We start from the raw sequence: 16,897 nt of genomic DNA, 5'->3' as shown, positions 1-16,897 counted from the left end.
TAGTCACCTTCTTTTTTCATACTATTCTTAGTGTATGAAAGAAACGAAAAACTAGAAATAAAAAACCTGACGTTATCCGCCAGGTTCAAAATAAAAACTTATATTAATGAGAAGGAAATGCTTTTTTCTCTTGTAAAATTGCATTATGAGCAATTTTCATTTTCGCAAGTACGTAACGTAATCGATCTTCAGCGTTTTCATCTTTACTTATTTGTAATTCCGCCAAATTTTCAACAGAACTTGCTAAATTTTCAATGACTCCTCTTAGTTCAGGATGATGATTAAAAAAAGATTCTTGCACTAATACTTTCCTTAACTCACTAGCTAAATCAATTATTCTAGACAACTGTTCTTTTTCTTCCATTCTCATCCCTCCTGAATATCTTATGTAGTAAATATTCTCTAAACAAAGAAAAAAGCCCTTTAAATGAAAAGGACTTTTTACATTTTTATATTTCCAGTTAATAACATATATATTGATGTGATAGCCGCAACAATAATTGCCCACATCACATACTTCTCTGCACCTACAAAGCAACGGTTCCCTTGTTCTTTTCTTGCAAACGTGTAAACAATAATTCCAATTCCATACACAATTGAAACGAGTAGTAAATTCTTTAAACCAGCTGCATAAAGAAGCCATACAGAGTAAATAGAAGCAATTAAAGCTAACGCTCCGTTTTTTAATTTAGCGTCTTTTAGTTCGTTTGTAATGACTAATTTAAATTGGAATAACCCTGATAATAAATATGGTAATAAAATTGATGTTGATGCAATGAAATACATAATTTGATATGTTGATTCCGAAAACAAAACGATGATAAATATAATTTGGGCAACACCATTTGAAATCCATAATGCCATGTGCGGTGTTTGCTTCTTATTTGTTTTCGTAAAGACTTTCGGAAATACGCCATCTTTTCCTGCTACATGAGAAATTTCAGAAACAAGTAAAAACCAGCCAATTAATGTACCGACAAGTGAAGCAACTAATCCGATGTTAATCGCAACTGCACCCCATGGACCAACAACGTGCTCTAATACATGTCCCATGGACGGAGTTTCTAACACAGAAAGTTCGCCTCTTGTCATAGCTCCCATTGACAGGACAGAAATTAAAATATAAATGGACATTACTAAAATAAGTCCCAATACTGTTGCCTTACCAACATCTCGACTATTCTTCGCTCTTCCAGATAATACAACCGCTCCTTCAACTCCAATGAAAACCCAAAGTGTTACAAGCATTGTATTTTTCACTTGACCAAGTATAGCGGAAAGTGAGATCGTTCCTTCTCCCCAAAAATCATGTGTAAATGTGTCCCAGCGAAAGGCTGTTACCATTACAACAATAAATAAAACGATTGGAACTAACTTCCCTATTGTTGCGATCACATTCATAATAGAAGCTTCACGGATTCCAAATAAAATTAAAAAATGAAGTGTCCATAATAAAAGTGATGCCCCAACGATAGACGCAACATTATTTCCTCCTTTGAAAATTGGAAAGAAATAACCTAATGTACTAAACAGTAACATAATTGTTGCGACATTACCTAAGATTCCTGCTAGCCAATATCCCCAAGCACTATTAAATCCAATATATTCACCGAAACCAGCACGTGCATAACTATAAATTCCACCTTCAAGTTCCGGTTTTTGTCTTGCTAACGTTTGATATACGAGCGCAAGTGGAATCATTCCCATCGCTGTAATACACCAGCCAATTATTATTGCACCACTGTTTGCTCCTACTGCTAAATCATGCGGTAAACTAAAAACACCGCCACCAACCATTGTTCCAACTACTAATGCGATTAATGGAAAAAATCCTAACTTCTTTTCTATTTGTACCACCCCATCTGTCATTCTAGGTGTTATGTTCGTTCAACTATTAAAGTCACCTTTTTCTCTAATAGACGTTTCTCTTATATTTTTTCAGGAAAACATTACTTATTCTAAAAGAAAATGAACAAAAATGGAATACTTTTTTGAAAAAATGTATAAGTATGCACAAAAAAACCGCTCATTTTGTAATGAACGGTCATTTCAAACATATAAATTTGTATATTTCTTGTAAATTTAACGAAGTAACTTCTCTTTTTGTAAAAATTGTTTTGCGACTTCTTCACTACTTTTACCATTTACGTTAACTTCATAATTCATTTTTCGCATTTCTTCATCTGTAATCTTTCCAGATAATTTATTTAATACCTTTTCAAGTTCAGGATATTTCTGTAACGTTTCTTTTCTTAATAATGGTGCTCCTTGATAAGGTGGGAATAACCCTTTATCATCTTTCAGCACTTTCAGTCCGTATTGCTCCAATTCACTATCTGTTGAATATGCATCAATTACGTTAACATCTCCAGATTCAATTGCGCTATAACGCAGCTTCGGCTCCATCGTTTTAACATTCGAGAACTTATAGTTATATAATTTTTGCATTCCTTTATAACCATCTTCACGATCAGCAAATTCCAATGTAAATCCTACTTTGGCTTCCTGTGCAACATTCCCTAAATCAGAAATTGTATTTATATTCTTTTGATCTGCTATTTTTTTCGGCATAGCTAGTGCATATGTATTGTTATACTCCATCGGCTTCAACATAATCATATTATATTTCTTTTCCATTCCAATGCGAGCCTGCTCATATACTTCATCACGATTTGTACTCTTTGGTTCTTCTTTCACGAAAGTAGATAAAGCTGTTCCTGAAAATTCTGGATATATATCTACTTCCCCTGATTTCAACGCTTCAAATACAAATGCTGTTTTTCCAAGACCTGGTTTTAATTGTACGTGTAAATCTGTATCTTGTTCAATAAGCTGCTTATACATTTGAATTAAAATTTCAGGTTCTGATCCAAGTTTGCCCGCAATAACAATATCTTTCTTTTCTGTACTCCAAAGAAATGGAGAAGCAATCATTATACAAACAATACATATCGTCAATATAACACGCTTAGAAGAGCGTTTCGGTCGTTCAAGTATGCGAAGTACTATATCAAAGAATAAAGCGAGTAACGCGGCTGGTACGGCCCCTAAAATGATAAGTGCATGATCATTTCGATCTATACCTAATAGTATAAGCTTACCGAGCCCACCAGCACCAATGAGAGCTGCTAATGTAGCCGTTCCAACAATTAATACCATCGCTGTACGAATACCGGCCATAATGATAGGCAATGCAAGAGGAAGTTCTACCTTCCACAATCTTCTCCAACTATTCATCCCCATAGCTTTCGCGGCTTCTATTAGAGATTCATCTAATTCCCTTATTCCTGTATATGTATTTCGTAAAATAGGTAATAGTGCATACACAACTAATGCGATAATCGCTGGAAGTTTTCCGATTCCTACTAATGGAATTAATAGTCCGAGTAATGCAAGTGATGGCACTGTCTGCATTACTGCAGAAGTTCCTATTATAAATTCAGCCATTCGTTCTTTTCTTGTTAATAAGATGCCAAGTGGCACCGCTATAATTACTGCAAAAAATAATGAAATAAGCGATATTTGTAAATGCTCACTTAATGCAGTTAGTAATTCTATTTTTCGTTCTTGGAACGTTTGTATAAAATTAGTCACTGTTTAGCCTCTTTCCTTCATTTGTTCAACAATGTAATTGACAATATGACGACTTGTTAACGCTCCAATATATTGACCGTTTTTTTCAACTGGAACGACCTCCTCATCACGCACACGAACTAACGCTTCTTGTAAAGAAGAATGTAATGATAGCGCCTGCCCTTCTAATTGCACACTTTGATCAAGCGGCAATACATCTGCTATACTTTTCCCCTGATACCAAGTTCGTCCGCGATTTCCAATAAACTCCTCTACAAATTCATTTTTCGGATTATGTATAATTCCTTCTGGTGTATCTAGTTGAACAACTTTTCCTTCTTTCATAATACAAATGCGATCTCCAAGTGATAATGCTTCTTGCATATCATGTGTTACAAATACGATTGTTTTTTGAATCTTTTTTTGCAACTGTACAATATCCTTCTGAAGCTGTTCCCTACTTAATGGATCTAACGCACTAAATGGTTCATCCATAAGAACGATTTTCGGGTTTGCAGCTAATGCTCGCACGACACCGACACGTTGTTTTTGTCCTCCTGACAATTCATCAGGCATACGATTTCGATAAATATCCGGATCTAATCCAACCATATGTAACAATTCATCGACGCGTGCTTTAATTTCTTTTTTGCTCCATTGCCTCATTTCAGGAACAATTGCAATATTTTCAGCAATTGTCATATGAGGAAACAAAGCAATCTGTTGCAACACGTATCCTATATCCCAACGTAATTCGTTTATATTATATTGTTGAATATCTTTTCCATCGATTAAAAGCGATCCTTCAGTCGTTTCGATTAAACGATTAATCATCTTCATTGTCGTTGTTTTACCGCATCCACTCGGACCGATGAGAACAAAAAATTCTCCCTTTTTAATTTCTAAATGCAATAAATCCACTGCTTTCGTGCCATCTTCATACGATTTTGACACATGATTAAATTGAATCACAAATACAACTCCTTTAATGTTGTTTCCTTTATTTTGATGGAATATGGCATTCATTTCAAATGATACGCTTTTAAATTAAAAAAGAGCTCACATTTGAGCTCTAACGGTCGAACAATATTGTTTTCATAATAGCAGCATATTCGCGAACATACATTTTTCTCTTAGAACGAATTGGTGTTTCAGCAGCTAGTGCCTCCATCTTCATGCCTAAACGCTTTGCAATTATTTTCGTTCGATATAAATGATACGTATTACTTACAACTACTGCATGTTTCACATTATATAAATCCATACTAAACTTTAAGTTTTCATACGTATTTGTAGATTGATCTTCTATTAAAATACGACTCTCATCTATACCGTGTACCATTAAATAGTTTCTCATGCTGTGAGCTTCCGGTATATCTTCATCTTCTCCTTGACCACCTGAAACAATTACTTTCGCTTCAGGATGGGAAAATAAATACTCCACCGCTACATCCAAACGATTTTGAAGAGATAAAGACGGTCTATCTCCAAATAACTTTGCACCCAGTATAAGAACGTACGGAGAGTGATAGCTCAACTTTTCACGAGCAACTTTGTTCATTCTAAACGTCATATAAATGATGTATAGTGGCGGTAATAATAAAATGATAAGAAAGATCCATTTGTTCATAAATAAGTTTGCACTCCCTTTCTTTTTATTATACAGAAAAAGAAAGGGCGGCAGAAGTGTTTTTTAAACGATTGATTTATTAGAAACATTCGCCGCTACTTTACGTTGTGATAGTACATAATAAATAGCGATTCCTAATGAGAAGATCAATATGCAGCTTAATACGTAAAACGGAAGCATTACTCCGGCTTTAGATACAGCCGCTGTAAACAGCATTAATAATACAATTCGTATTCCAGTACCAATTAGGCGAAATAAGCTGTCTACACGTCCCATTACTTCGTTTGGAATTTCCTCCATCATCAATACATTTCTCGCCACTCTTGTACCCGCATTTCCAACTGCATGAAAAATTGCAAGTCCATATAAGAAAATTACGGAAGGTTCAATAATCATTGCGGTAATTGAAATTACATAAATGAACATCGTCATAACGATTGAAACTTCTGTTTTTACATATTTCATTATGAGTGGAATACAGATTCCTGCAACAACCGCTCCGACACCGTACATCGTGCCCTCTATTGCGTATACAGAGGCATTGGCTTTAAGTATATCCGAAATATAAACTGGTATTAAATAATTTGCCATCATAACGCCTATAAACGGCATATAAGTGGCCAGTAAGAACCAAAAGAGCTTAGGACGTTTTTTCATAAAGTGAATTCCTTCAAACAATTGCTTCTTAAATGTTATTTTTCTTTTCACTTCTTTTTTCTTTACGTACGGTATACATAAGAAAAGAAAAAATGCTCCAGCAAAAGTTAACATGTCTACTAACAAAATCCACTTCAAAGATACAATTTCAATTAAGAAGCTCGCAGCCGCTCCAGAAATAACTTGTGTTAACTGTCCTTGTATTTCCATCGTTCCACTTAAACTTTTATAATGTTCTGCTTGAAATATCTCTTGGTTGAACGCAAATATTGTAGGATAAAACAATAAATAGTAGAATGATCCGGCTATATAAATAAGAATATAGTGAATAGAATGATAAGGTTGCCCAGCAAATCCCCATATAACCATTATTCCGATTACGGCTATTCCGATTCCTTCGTTACATAGCAATAAAGATTTTCTTGAAAAACGATCAATACTTTGCCCAATGAATGGTGTTAATAAAAACATAATGAGGGTTGCAATGATAGAAACATAACCAAATGTTGTCTCTCCTCCACTCTCTTTAATTAACAGCCAAGGAATCGTTATCATAACAATTCCGGAACCAATAGCAGATAGACTATTGGCTCCTAGAATGTAATACAAGCGAGAATCATGATAAAGTGAGGACATATCACTCCACTCCTAGTTGTTTTTTCACCTCTTTATATACGCTCATATATGCTTTTAATTCTTTAACTACATCATGAATTAATGGTTTTGCATCTTCCCCAAGTTCACCATCTTGCACATGTAATCCATCAAGCACAACTTGTTTTGGAATTGCATTTGCATAAACACCTCTAGCGACCGTTCGCATGCTGTTTAATGCATTTATTCCACCTTTACCGCCACCAGCAACCGCTAACAACGCAACTGGTTTATGAATAAATTCACTACTACTTAAGTAATCTAAAGAGTTTTTCAGCGCACCGCTCATCGCATTATGATATTCTGGTGTACATAATACAACCCCATCCGCAGCTTTCACTAACGTTTTTAATTTTTTTACTGCCTCTAAATCACGTTGTGACTCTTCTCCATTGTATAAAGGTAACTCCTCAATTGCTAAATCATATAATTCCCCTTCAAATTGATCCGCAATATATTTTGCCACCACACGAGTTCGACCAAATTTTCTTGGTGTACCGTTAATAACGACTAGTTTCATGATTATTTCTCCCCTTTGTTTTCAAGTTCTACTTATATATTATCAGAAATTTCTATACAAAACACAATATAAAGAGTTAACTTGTTTCATAAAATAGTATGATAAACAAAAAAGAACTCATACTTTCGTATGAGTTTTGTACAATTACTTTGTTTCATCTCTCATGCTCAATGTACCTAAACTTTCATTTGCTTCAAAATGATTATATGCTTTTTCCGCTAATCTTTTCCGTTCTTCTGGTAATTCTATATATTTCATTACGTTTTCAATTATTTTTTCGTACGGGGTAAACACAATTCCTGGCCACTCTACCTCATCTTCTGGATTACTATTTTCGGAAATAATAAATTTCTTATTTGCGACTGCATAAGACACGCGAGGTGTTTCAAGAATTCCTGATAAATAAAAATGAATATTTAATATAATTTTAGCTCTAGCAATCAATTCATTTCTAACAATTCCCCACGCATTATTTTTAAAAACTATATTTAAATTCGGGGCAATCGCTTTTAGATGATCAAAAATAGCTTGTCGCCTCGGATTAAGAGCACCAATAAACAGAATATCAATATCTTCAATAATCTCATCTTCAAACGCATCTTTTTTTATTTCCAAAGTTGGAGCGTAGTTCATTTCTACATGTTTTATTTCTTTTCCTACCCCTTTTTGTTTAAGCCATTCTATATTTTGTTTACTATAATCCCAAATCACTCTATCTTTTAATAATATTAAATAAAGGGGGTGCGCATATGGACTTCCTTCGTATAGCTGTTCTAAATTATAAACAATTGCATCTTTCGGAAGAAGGTTCGGGTTATATGCGTATGTATGTGCTCCAAAAACAACTGTATTCTTTACATTTTCCAGTATTGTTTCTGATATAATTACTGTATTTCCCTCCTGCTCCAACCTCCACTTTAAAGCTCGCGCAACATCTATGAAACTACCGTATGTCTTTGGGCATATAAAAAGACAATAATCATATTCTTTATTCAAATAAACTTCCATTAATCTTAAATTATTTTTATATAGATCTACATCCGGATGTTTAAGTACCAACTCATTTGCATGTTTTCTTGCTACTTTATATAATCCAGCATAATAAGCAGCGATGCATCTTCTTAATTCGATTCTTTCCCGGTCCTCATCTAATACATCCATGTTTAAAAGAAGATTTGCGATACAATACGCTTTTAAATGATCACGATCATAATAATAGTCTAGTAGTGGCATCAATTCTTCATACGTATTTCCATGCACCGATTCTCCTAGTTCAATCGCCCATCGTATTAATTCCATGATTACTCCACTACTCCTTTAATCGAAAATGTATTTAATAAAATTTCGCATTATTCTCTACTATATTTGCTATATGAAATGGAATCTTTTCTTTTATCGATTCCAAATACTTTTGCGACACCGCCCCTAAATGCTTTTTATGAGGTATATAGAAAGCACTAATAGAAATTTCATAGTCAAATAAGTAATCATACACATGATAATCTACAAATAGTAGATCATCCTTTGGAAAAGGAATTTCCTTCCCTTGCAGAGCATACATCAAAGCAATATTGTTTTGAGATCGTAATCGATACAACCTTGCAAGTTGGTATAATGGTTCAGCCCGGGTTGGTCTATATTCCCAAGCTTTTTGAAAATAAAAAACAGCTAACGCTAAATATTGCTCTTCTTGCCCTTTAACAGTTTCTTTTTCATCAGCATCTGTCACTTCATTTTGTTTATTTGCTGAACGATTTGCTAACTGCTCATAACAAAATCCTATTCGCAATAACGAATAGAATACCTCTTCAACCCATCCTCCTGCTTCCACACGTTTTTTATACCATTTAATTGAATTCTCAAATTGACTTAAATGAAAATAAGTCTGAGCTAAATAAAATAAATATCTTATATGCAAATCTGGCGTTGTTTCTGGGTTGTTTATTCCCTGTAACAACAACCTCTCATCTCTTTCAAATTTATCAGCTTTGCTCCCGCCATCTCCGGGATCATTCACGACAAGAGTCTCTAACCGAGCTACCCTCGTATTGTAATTCGCTCCAACTTTTGAACGATCTATATCCCAATACTCATGAGTAACACCGACAGATTTCCATGGTAAAGAAGCTTTTAAAAGACGTGTAAGCCAATATTTAATATGAACATCATATTGTAATGTAAGATAATGATCTTCCGTTAAGCTCGTTTTATCGAAATTCGGATCAACCTCTAAAATCATATCCGCATCTAATATTAATAAATAATCTGCTTCTGGGTATGTTTTTTGCGCTAACGAAACAGCTAAGCTTCTGTTATAACCAAAGTTTTTAAACGGCTCATGATGAACCGTCCCAGGTATCTCATTTTCCTTACACCAATTTTCAATAATTTCAGGCGTATTATCCGTCGATCCAGTATCACAAATAGAAACAAAGTCTACAATTGATTTTGTTGCATTTAAACATCTTTCCATAATTCTAGACTCATTTTTAACGATCATACAAAGACATAACTTTTTTTCTTCCTTTACAGACTTCACTTGCTCATTTCCCATTTAACCACCTCATATTTTATTAACACGCTCTTCTCATATGTAACAACATTTCTTAGCTATACTGATGACATAAGCACCCTTTTACTATTTATGAAAACTTCATTTTATTTATTCTTACTTTTATGTTGGGACATATTTCATGCTTCGCTTTATATTTGATACAATCAATACAAAAAACATAATACGGGAATCCGTACATTTCAAAGTCTAAGAGGAGGTTATATTTTGTTGGATTACATTTGGCTAGATGACAAATCACCAATTTTAGAACAACTACCAAGAAACTTTAAATCTGCAGCTATATTGCTACATCCTTTTATCCAAATGCCTTTAGGATGGGAAAAGTCTGTGAGAAAAAGACCATATGAGCACATCTATCCTAGCGCTGAAGAAATCATTTATAATGGGAAATCCGTTTCTTGGAAGGAAATGATGTCTTGTAGTGGATTACATTCATACGCAGACCTAGCAATGGCCATGTTGACTTCCATTAGTGCCCTTTCAGAAGAATATAAAAGAGAGGATTTAGCTGAAAAGCTACATTCAAACTTAAAAAAAGATCTTTATTATCCAACAGAAGATTATACGTCTATATTTTTATTACACAAATTACTTAAACTCCTCGGTTCTAAAGGTGCAAAAAATCTATATTTCTCTGAACCAATTCTTGATACAAACGGATTATTACAGGTAAATAATACTACTCCATTAGATATTTGGGACATTAGCAATAATGAGTTAATTATTACTGGCGAAGATAATGAGTATGCGTTTATGAGTATATACGATTCCTTTACAACCTTATTATTAGCTAAAGAAGAAAATATAGAATATATTGTTCATTCAATGAACGTTGAAGCTATCATTTGTGACAAAAAAACGATGATTGATTGGTATTTTTAAATTAGTAATTTCTTAAACTATAAAAAAGAAACTTGCGCTTATACACAAGTTTCTTTTTAAAAACATCCTTATTTTTTCACAACTTCATGTCCACCGAACTGATTACGTAATGCTGAAACTACTTTTCCATGGAATGTATCATCTTCCTGAGAACGATAGCGCATAAATAATGACATAGCGATAACTGGTGCTGCAGCTTGAAGTTCAAGTGCAGTTTCAACAGTCCATTTTCCTTCTCCTGAAGAGTTCATTACACCTTTAATGCCATCTAGTTTCGGATCTTCTGCAAATGCTTTTTCAGTTAAGTCCATTAACCAACCACGGATAACTGATCCGTTAGCCCATACTTTTGCAACATCTTCATAATTGAAATCAAAGTCACTCTTATCTAGTACTTCAAATCCTTCAGCGATTGCTTGCATCATGCCGTACTCAATACCGTTATGAACCATTTTCAAGAAATGACCACTACCAACACGGCCAGCATAAGAATAGCCATTTTCTACTGCTAAATCTTTAAATAAAGGTTCTAATTGGTCGTAAATTTCTTTTTCTCCACCAACCATTAAGCAAGCACCGTATCTAGCTCCTTCTACACCGCCTGATGTACCGATATCTACATAATGTAATCCGAAGCTTTTTGCTTCTTCAGCACGGCGTAACGTATCTTTATAGAATGAATTTCCGCCTTCAATAACGATATCACCTTCATCTAATAATGGATATACATCTTTTAGTACTGACTCTACAACTTCTCCTGCAGGCACCATTACCCAAATTGTACGAGGAGCTTCTAGTTCAGCAATCATTTCTTTTAATGTATGACGTGCAGTAATTCCTAGTTTTCCTGCCTTTTCAACAAGCTCTTTATTTACATCGTATACAACTACTTCATGCTTGTCTTCATATAAGTGTTCAGCTAATGGAAATCCCATTTTTCCTAATCCAATTAAACCTAGTTTCATATTAATCAATCTCCTATTCTATACAAATATATTTAATATCGAAATTAGCCCAAGTGCTACTACAGATAATATAGTCTCCATTGCAGTCCATGTTAATAATGTTTCTTTCACAGTCATTCCGAAATACTCTTTAATCATCCAAAATCCTGAATCATTCACGTGTGATAAAATTAATGACCCTGCACCAGTTGCAAGTGCTAATAATTCAACATTTACACCTGGTGTGCTTGCTGCAATCGGCGCAACAATACCAGCTGCTGTCATCATAGAAACAGTTGCCGATCCAGTTGCAATTCGGATTAGTGCCGCAATTCCCCACCCTAATAATATCGGTGAAATATGTGATTCTTTCGCCATATCTGCAATTGTCGTTCCAATTCCAGAATCTAATAATACTTTATTAAATGCGCCGCCTGCACCAATCACTAACAATATGTTTGCAATAGGTCCAAGGCAATCATTTGTAAATTGTAACACTTTATCTTTTGAGAAACCTTTTGCATATCCAAGACTAAAGAAAGAGTAAATGGTTGCAATTAATAAAGCCACAATCGGATCTCCAATAAAGTGTAATACTTGTGCTAGTTGACTCGTTTTATTTAATGCAACTTCTGCTATTGATGCACCAAGCATAAGAAATACTGGAAGTAAAATTGTAAACAATGTATTCCAAAAGCTAGGAAGCTCTTTTTTATTATCTTTTTCAACAAATTGCTCCGCTATATCTAATGGTACTTCCTTATGTATACGAGCACCAATCCATTTCCCGTAAAGTGGACCTGAAATAATTGCAGTTGGAAGTCCGACAATTAACGCATATAAAATTGTCTTCCCTACATCTGCTTTAAAAATACCAACTGCCGCCATTGCCGCTGGATGCGGTGGAACAAGTCCGTGTACGACTGACAGTCCTGCTACTAGCGGAATACCAATTGTAATAAGTGATACCCCAGTTTCTAACGCAATTGTAAATACTAACGGAATTAATAGTACAAATCCAACTTGGAAAAATACCGGAATCCCTACTAAAAATGCAACGAACATCATCGCCCAGTGAACTCGTTTCTTCCCAAAACGATTAATTAATGTGTTAGCGATACGTTCAGCACCACCAGATTCGGCCATCATTTTTCCAAGCATCGTTCCTAGTGCTAAAACTATTGCTAAAAACCCTAATGTATTACCAAGCCCTAGTTTAATAGAATCAATAATCCCTGGATCTTTTGGTGAAGTTCCAATTAAAGGCATTCCCATTGCTAATCCTACACCAATTGCTGTTAAAATTAATGCGACAAATGGATGCCATTTTACTACCGTAATAAGTAAAAGTAGTATGACAACTGCCGCTAGTACGATCCCAACTACCATTTCTCCCAATCCCCCTATTGTTTACGTTGGAAAGCAGCTATACAATCAAATTCTTCTTTCAAGCGATTGTAAAGTCGTTCATACATATAAAACATTTCTAAATATATAGCCGTATTTTCTTTATTCGGTACATGGTGATGGACAATATCAATCCAATCCTTTACCTCTTCAAGAGAATCAATTTTTCCTACAGCATATAAAGCAACTGCCGCTGCCCCAAGCGCAGATGCTTCATGACTTTCAGGTACAAGCAATTCTTTTCCCATCATATCGGACAACATTTGTCTCCAAAATGCAGATTTTGCAAACCCTCCTGAAACTCGTATTTCAGTAAGTGGCCCTGTACAATCCCTGATTGCGAGTGCTACTGAATATACACTCATACAAACACCTTCCATCACTGCACGTATAAAATGTTCTCGCTTATGTTGAAGATTGATTCCAAAGAATGTACCACGAGCATTTGCATTCCAGTAAGGTGCGCGTTCTCCAGATAAGAAAGGTAAGAACAATAGCCCATCCGCTCCAGCTGGTACGCTTTCTGCATATTTAATTAATAAATCATAAGGATCAATGCCGAGCTTTCTTGCTACTTCTTGCTCTGGACTACCAAATTCATCACGTAACCATCTCAGTAATATTCCGCCGTTATTCGTTGGACCACCGATTACCCAGTGCTCATCTGTTAATGCGTAACAAAACGTTCTCCCTTTCTCATCTGTATTTATATTTGATGAGATTGTTCGAACCGCACCACTCGTTCCAATCGTAATTGCAGCCGCACCCGGTGATATCGCACCAACTCCTACATTTGCAAGAACCCCATCACTTGCTCCGATGACAATTGGTGTTTCTGCACTTATCCCCATCTTCTGTGCTAACTCTGGCTTCATACCTGATAAAATATATGTAGTTGGTACAGGGGTTGATAATTTTTCTGATGACATATGTAACATAGTTAAAACATCTTCATCCCAGTTTAATGTTTCTAAATTAAATAACCCTGTAGCAGAAGCAATCGAATAATCAACTACGTAGCGTGAAAATAATTGGTAAATCACATACTCTTTAATGGAAATGAATTTATAGGCACTTGTATATAACTCTGGTTCCTCTTCTTTCATCCATAACAATTTAGAAAGTGGTGACATCGGATGAATCGGTGTACCTGTACGTCTATAAATTTCATGCCCATTCATTTGTTGTAATAATTTTTCTGATTGCTTCGTACTTCGATTATCTGCCCAAATGATAGAACGCGTTAATGGCGTACCATTTTCATCTACTGCAATTAATGCGTGCATAGCTGTACTAATACCGATTGAAGAAATATCTTCTGGTAATACATTACCTTTTTCGATGGCAACGCTTACACTTTTGTATACAGCGGCACATATTACATCAGGATCTTGCTCAGCCCATCCTACATTCGGTTGAATAATTGGGTAATCGATTGCATGTGATGCAATGACTTTTCCTTTTTCTGTGAACACAACCGTTTTTGTACTTGTGGTACCGATATCAATCCCGATTACTCTCCCCCTTGTTTCCATGCGAATCTTCCCTTCATTACTAGCAAAATACGATTTAGTAAACCGTTTACATGAATTAGTATATAAAATATTTTTTCATTTATCAAGTTATAAAAAGAAAATTTTTTTCATACCAAAAATAAATCCCCTCATTCCATTTCACTTATATACTAAATTTAGCTTTTCCATGCGGTAAAATTACGTTATATTCGTTACGCAATACACTCTTTCCTCTCATTAACAACACATACATAATCCTCCATACGTTCTACTTATTTGCTTGAAGAAAAAGTTGAAAAGCAATATTCATTTTTAGCGGTCACGTAACATCACCATCAAGCCAAGAAAAGTAACTAACCGCAGAATGAGAATTCTGTGCATTCTACTCATATTTATTGTTTTAGGTTCACTAGTCTTTTATCTTGATAAACATAGAGCGTGGCCCCCTACTATCACTTTTTTATCTTGTAAATATATCTTGCATACTATAAAACCGAAAAGTATTTTTATTTTTCAGAAAAATAAAAACAATAACACGAAATTTATTGTATAATGTTGTAAAAAGATGTCGGAGGGATTTAATGTTAAATAAAATATCTCAATTCACAATTAAGCTTTCATCAATTCTTTTATCACTCTTACTATTATTAAATTTACCTTATTTATTTATCACTCAACAAGGATTTACCTTTCAACCAATTTATTTTTTTAATCAGACCGTTACTATGTTAAAACAAGTTTTTTCCCCTGAATCATTAGTGATTATAGGATCAGACCCGAAGTTTGGCCATTTCAAAAAAACACCATTATTTCCAACTGTTTTAGAACCTTACCTATATTCATTTACTATATTATTTTTAGCCTTTTTTCTTGCTCTCTTTTTATCATCTAGCATGGCATTTTTTTATTTTTTAGCAAAAGATTATATAAAAAAATGGATAAACCGAATTGTGTTCATATTAGAAGCTGTCCCTGATATGATGATGATGATCTGTTTGCAAATATTTTTCATATGGGTACTTCAGAAATTTGGGGAATCTCCTGTCACTATTATTTCCTTTAATGAAAATCGAGCTTATTTACTCCCTATTTTATCATTAGCTGTCTTACCTACATTACAAATGTTTCGGATGATGGTGTTATACATAAAAGAAGAGCAAGGAAAACATTACGTAGAGGTTGCATATGGAAAAGGCCTTTCATCAAGTTATATACTATGCATTCATTTATTCAAAAATATATCTATCCACTTCTTCCACCATTTAAAAACGATTTTTGTTTTCTTACTTTCTAATTTATTCATTTTAGAATTTGTTTTTAATATGGAAGGCATTATTCAATTTTTATTTAATAAGGCGTTTGTTTCACCTCCAGCTGCATTTATCATACTTGTTATGATTATTTTACCATTTTATGCTATTTTCCAAATAGTCTCATTCATGATGAATAGATGGAAAAAGCAATTGAAAGGAGTATCATTATGAAATCTATTTGGAAATCAAAACGCTTTTTAATCGGCTTTACTTATCTATTCATACTTATTTCAGCTAGTTTTATTTATAGTTGGTTCTTTAAAGATAACATCCCAAAACCTCCTCAGTTACTTTACAATGACAATAACGAATTACTTGGAAAGGCCCCCTTTCCGCCATCGTTAATTCCACCTTTTGGATCTGATCGTTTTGGAGAGTCTGTTTTCTTACAAATTGTAGAAGGAGCAAAATTCACTATTTTATTAGCCATGGCAATTAGCTTCTTTCGAATTTTATGCGGAACATGTATAGGAATCCTCTTAAGTTTATTTGCTCCAAAACTCAAGAGATTTTTCCAGTCATGCTCAGAAGTTTTTTATTACATTCCAACTCTATTTATCGCATTCATACTCATCACGCCCGTTAATATTATAATCACATCAAATGCTGATGGGGTAGATCCAAATATTTCATTTACGTTTTATCAAGTACTCGTACTTATTTTCGTCGCTCTGCCTACACTTTCTTTATACATATCCTCAGAGGTTGATGAATTTATGAAACAAGATTACATCTTAAGTTCACAATTACTGGGGGCTAGTCGTTTTCATATTATAAAAAAACACTTACGAGTCTTATTACTTGACCGCTTATTTGTATTATTTATGGAACATATCGTCCAAACACTCATACTCGTTATCCATTTAGCGTTGCTTAACATTGTAATTGGCGGCATACAAATGCGTGAACTCTATGACGGAGTGCTCAAACCTGTTTCTCTATCTAATGATTGGGCAGGTCTTATTGGATTAAATCGTAATGAAATGAATCTTTCATGGTGGATTATTTTTTATACTCTCGCTTCATTCTTTATTACGATTCTATTTATTAAGCTTATGACCATCGGGATTCAAGATGCACTGAAAGCAAGAGATTCGCAAATTGTAGCAATTCAAAACGTTCCAGATCATAAAAAATTTGTTAAACATAAAGATTCCTTTTCGTTTGCAAATAAAGTAAACCTTTAATCATTTCTCATTAATGAAGTATTAATTGGCATCGATATTAG

The 16,897-nt window shown here is 34.4% G+C and carries 15 protein-coding genes; 3 read left to right on the top strand and 12 right to left on the bottom strand.

Translation table 11 applies throughout. The annotated features are described in order from the left end of the window. Nucleotides 1-103: 103 nt before the first annotated feature. The 9 genes from ACTFRM_RS25790 to ACTFRM_RS25750 form a co-directional block, all read right to left on the bottom strand. A complete protein-coding gene (locus ACTFRM_RS25790) occupies nucleotides 104-364 on the bottom strand; it encodes a hypothetical protein (protein ID WP_000391445.1) in 261 nt (86 codons plus the stop codon). Between the two features lie 77 nt (nucleotides 365-441). After that, nucleotides 442-1,869 carry a basic amino acid/polyamine antiporter gene (locus tag ACTFRM_RS25785; protein WP_000129447.1) on the bottom strand — a complete coding sequence of 476 codons (1,428 nt, stop codon included), beginning with the start codon at nucleotides 1,867-1,869 and terminating at the stop codon, nucleotides 442-444. Nucleotides 1,870-2,082: 213 nt separating this feature from the next. Continuing rightward, a complete protein-coding gene (locus tag ACTFRM_RS25780; protein WP_000181014.1) occupies nucleotides 2,083-3,594 on the bottom strand; it encodes an ABC transporter permease/substrate-binding protein in 1,512 nt (503 codons plus the stop codon). A 3-nt stretch (nucleotides 3,595-3,597) separates the two neighbouring features. After that, nucleotides 3,598-4,545: an ABC transporter ATP-binding protein gene (locus ACTFRM_RS25775; protein ID WP_025687405.1), complete on the bottom strand. Its 948-nt coding sequence runs from the start codon at nucleotides 4,543-4,545 to the stop codon at nucleotides 3,598-3,600. Between the two features lie 100 nt (nucleotides 4,546-4,645). Next, complete coding sequence (locus tag ACTFRM_RS25770) at nucleotides 4,646-5,203, bottom strand: YdcF family protein (protein WP_001045715.1); 558 nt, start codon at nucleotides 5,201-5,203, stop codon at nucleotides 4,646-4,648. 63 nt (nucleotides 5,204-5,266) lie between these two features. After that, the gene (locus tag ACTFRM_RS25765; RefSeq protein WP_440043762.1) at nucleotides 5,267-6,496 is read right to left on the bottom strand and encodes an MFS transporter; all 1,230 of its coding nucleotides are present in this window, start codon (nucleotides 6,494-6,496) and stop codon (nucleotides 5,267-5,269) included. Between the two features lies 1 nt (nucleotide 6,497). Then, nucleotides 6,498-7,034 (bottom strand): NADPH-dependent FMN reductase, encoded by a 537-nt coding sequence (locus ACTFRM_RS25760; protein WP_000780355.1) that lies wholly within the window; start codon nucleotides 7,032-7,034, stop codon nucleotides 6,498-6,500. 144 nt (nucleotides 7,035-7,178) lie between these two features. Further along, complete coding sequence (locus ACTFRM_RS25755; protein WP_000420431.1) at nucleotides 7,179-8,333, bottom strand: hypothetical protein; 1,155 nt, start codon at nucleotides 8,331-8,333, stop codon at nucleotides 7,179-7,181. Nucleotides 8,334-8,367: 34 nt separating this feature from the next. Then, entirely contained in the window at nucleotides 8,368-9,588 is a 1,221-nt protein-coding gene (locus ACTFRM_RS25750) for a glycosyltransferase (protein ID WP_322372810.1), read from the bottom strand. Between the two features lie 225 nt (nucleotides 9,589-9,813). Between ACTFRM_RS25750 and ACTFRM_RS25745 the strand changes: the two genes are divergently transcribed. Then, on the top strand, nucleotides 9,814-10,491 hold the full coding sequence (locus tag ACTFRM_RS25745; protein ID WP_000888154.1) for a DUF2711 domain-containing protein: 678 nt from the start codon (nucleotides 9,814-9,816) through the stop codon (nucleotides 10,489-10,491). Nucleotides 10,492-10,559: 68 nt separating this feature from the next. Here ACTFRM_RS25745 and gnd read toward each other — a convergent pair whose 3' ends face one another. From gnd to gntK, 3 genes are read right to left on the bottom strand one after another with little or no spacing between them, the layout of a single operon-like run. After that, nucleotides 10,560-11,456, bottom strand: a complete 897-nt coding sequence (gnd, locus tag ACTFRM_RS25740; RefSeq protein WP_000765995.1) for a phosphogluconate dehydrogenase (NAD(+)-dependent, decarboxylating) — start codon at nucleotides 11,454-11,456, stop codon at nucleotides 10,560-10,562. An 18-nt stretch (nucleotides 11,457-11,474) separates the two neighbouring features. Further along, entirely contained in the window at nucleotides 11,475-12,824 is a 1,350-nt protein-coding gene (locus ACTFRM_RS25735) for a GntP family permease (RefSeq protein ID WP_000260208.1), read from the bottom strand. A gap of 14 nt (nucleotides 12,825-12,838) precedes the next feature. Then, the gene (gene gntK, locus ACTFRM_RS25730; protein ID WP_000450007.1) at nucleotides 12,839-14,377 is read right to left on the bottom strand and encodes a gluconokinase; all 1,539 of its coding nucleotides are present in this window, start codon (nucleotides 14,375-14,377) and stop codon (nucleotides 12,839-12,841) included. Between the two features lie 560 nt (nucleotides 14,378-14,937). Between gntK and ACTFRM_RS25725 the strand changes: the two genes are divergently transcribed. Both ACTFRM_RS25725 and ACTFRM_RS25720 read left to right on the top strand, forming a co-directional pair. Continuing rightward, nucleotides 14,938-15,840, top strand: coding sequence for an ABC transporter permease subunit (locus ACTFRM_RS25725; protein ID WP_000932683.1), 903 nt, complete (start codon nucleotides 14,938-14,940; stop codon nucleotides 15,838-15,840). Further along, on the top strand, nucleotides 15,837-16,856 hold the full coding sequence (locus ACTFRM_RS25720; protein ID WP_000836565.1) for an ABC transporter permease: 1,020 nt from the start codon (nucleotides 15,837-15,839) through the stop codon (nucleotides 16,854-16,856). The genes ACTFRM_RS25725 and ACTFRM_RS25720 overlap by 4 nt, the downstream gene beginning before the upstream one ends. Nucleotides 16,857-16,897 lie beyond the last annotated feature (41 nt).

Origin of the sequence: Bacillus cereus group sp. MYBK227-1, from assembly GCF_051916325.1 — a bacterium.
Lineage (GTDB): Bacteria > Bacillota > Bacilli > Bacillales > Bacillaceae_G > Bacillus_A > Bacillus_A cereus.
The sequence above is the reverse complement of the archived record's forward strand: the minus strand, read 5'-3'. Positions and strand labels throughout refer to the sequence as shown.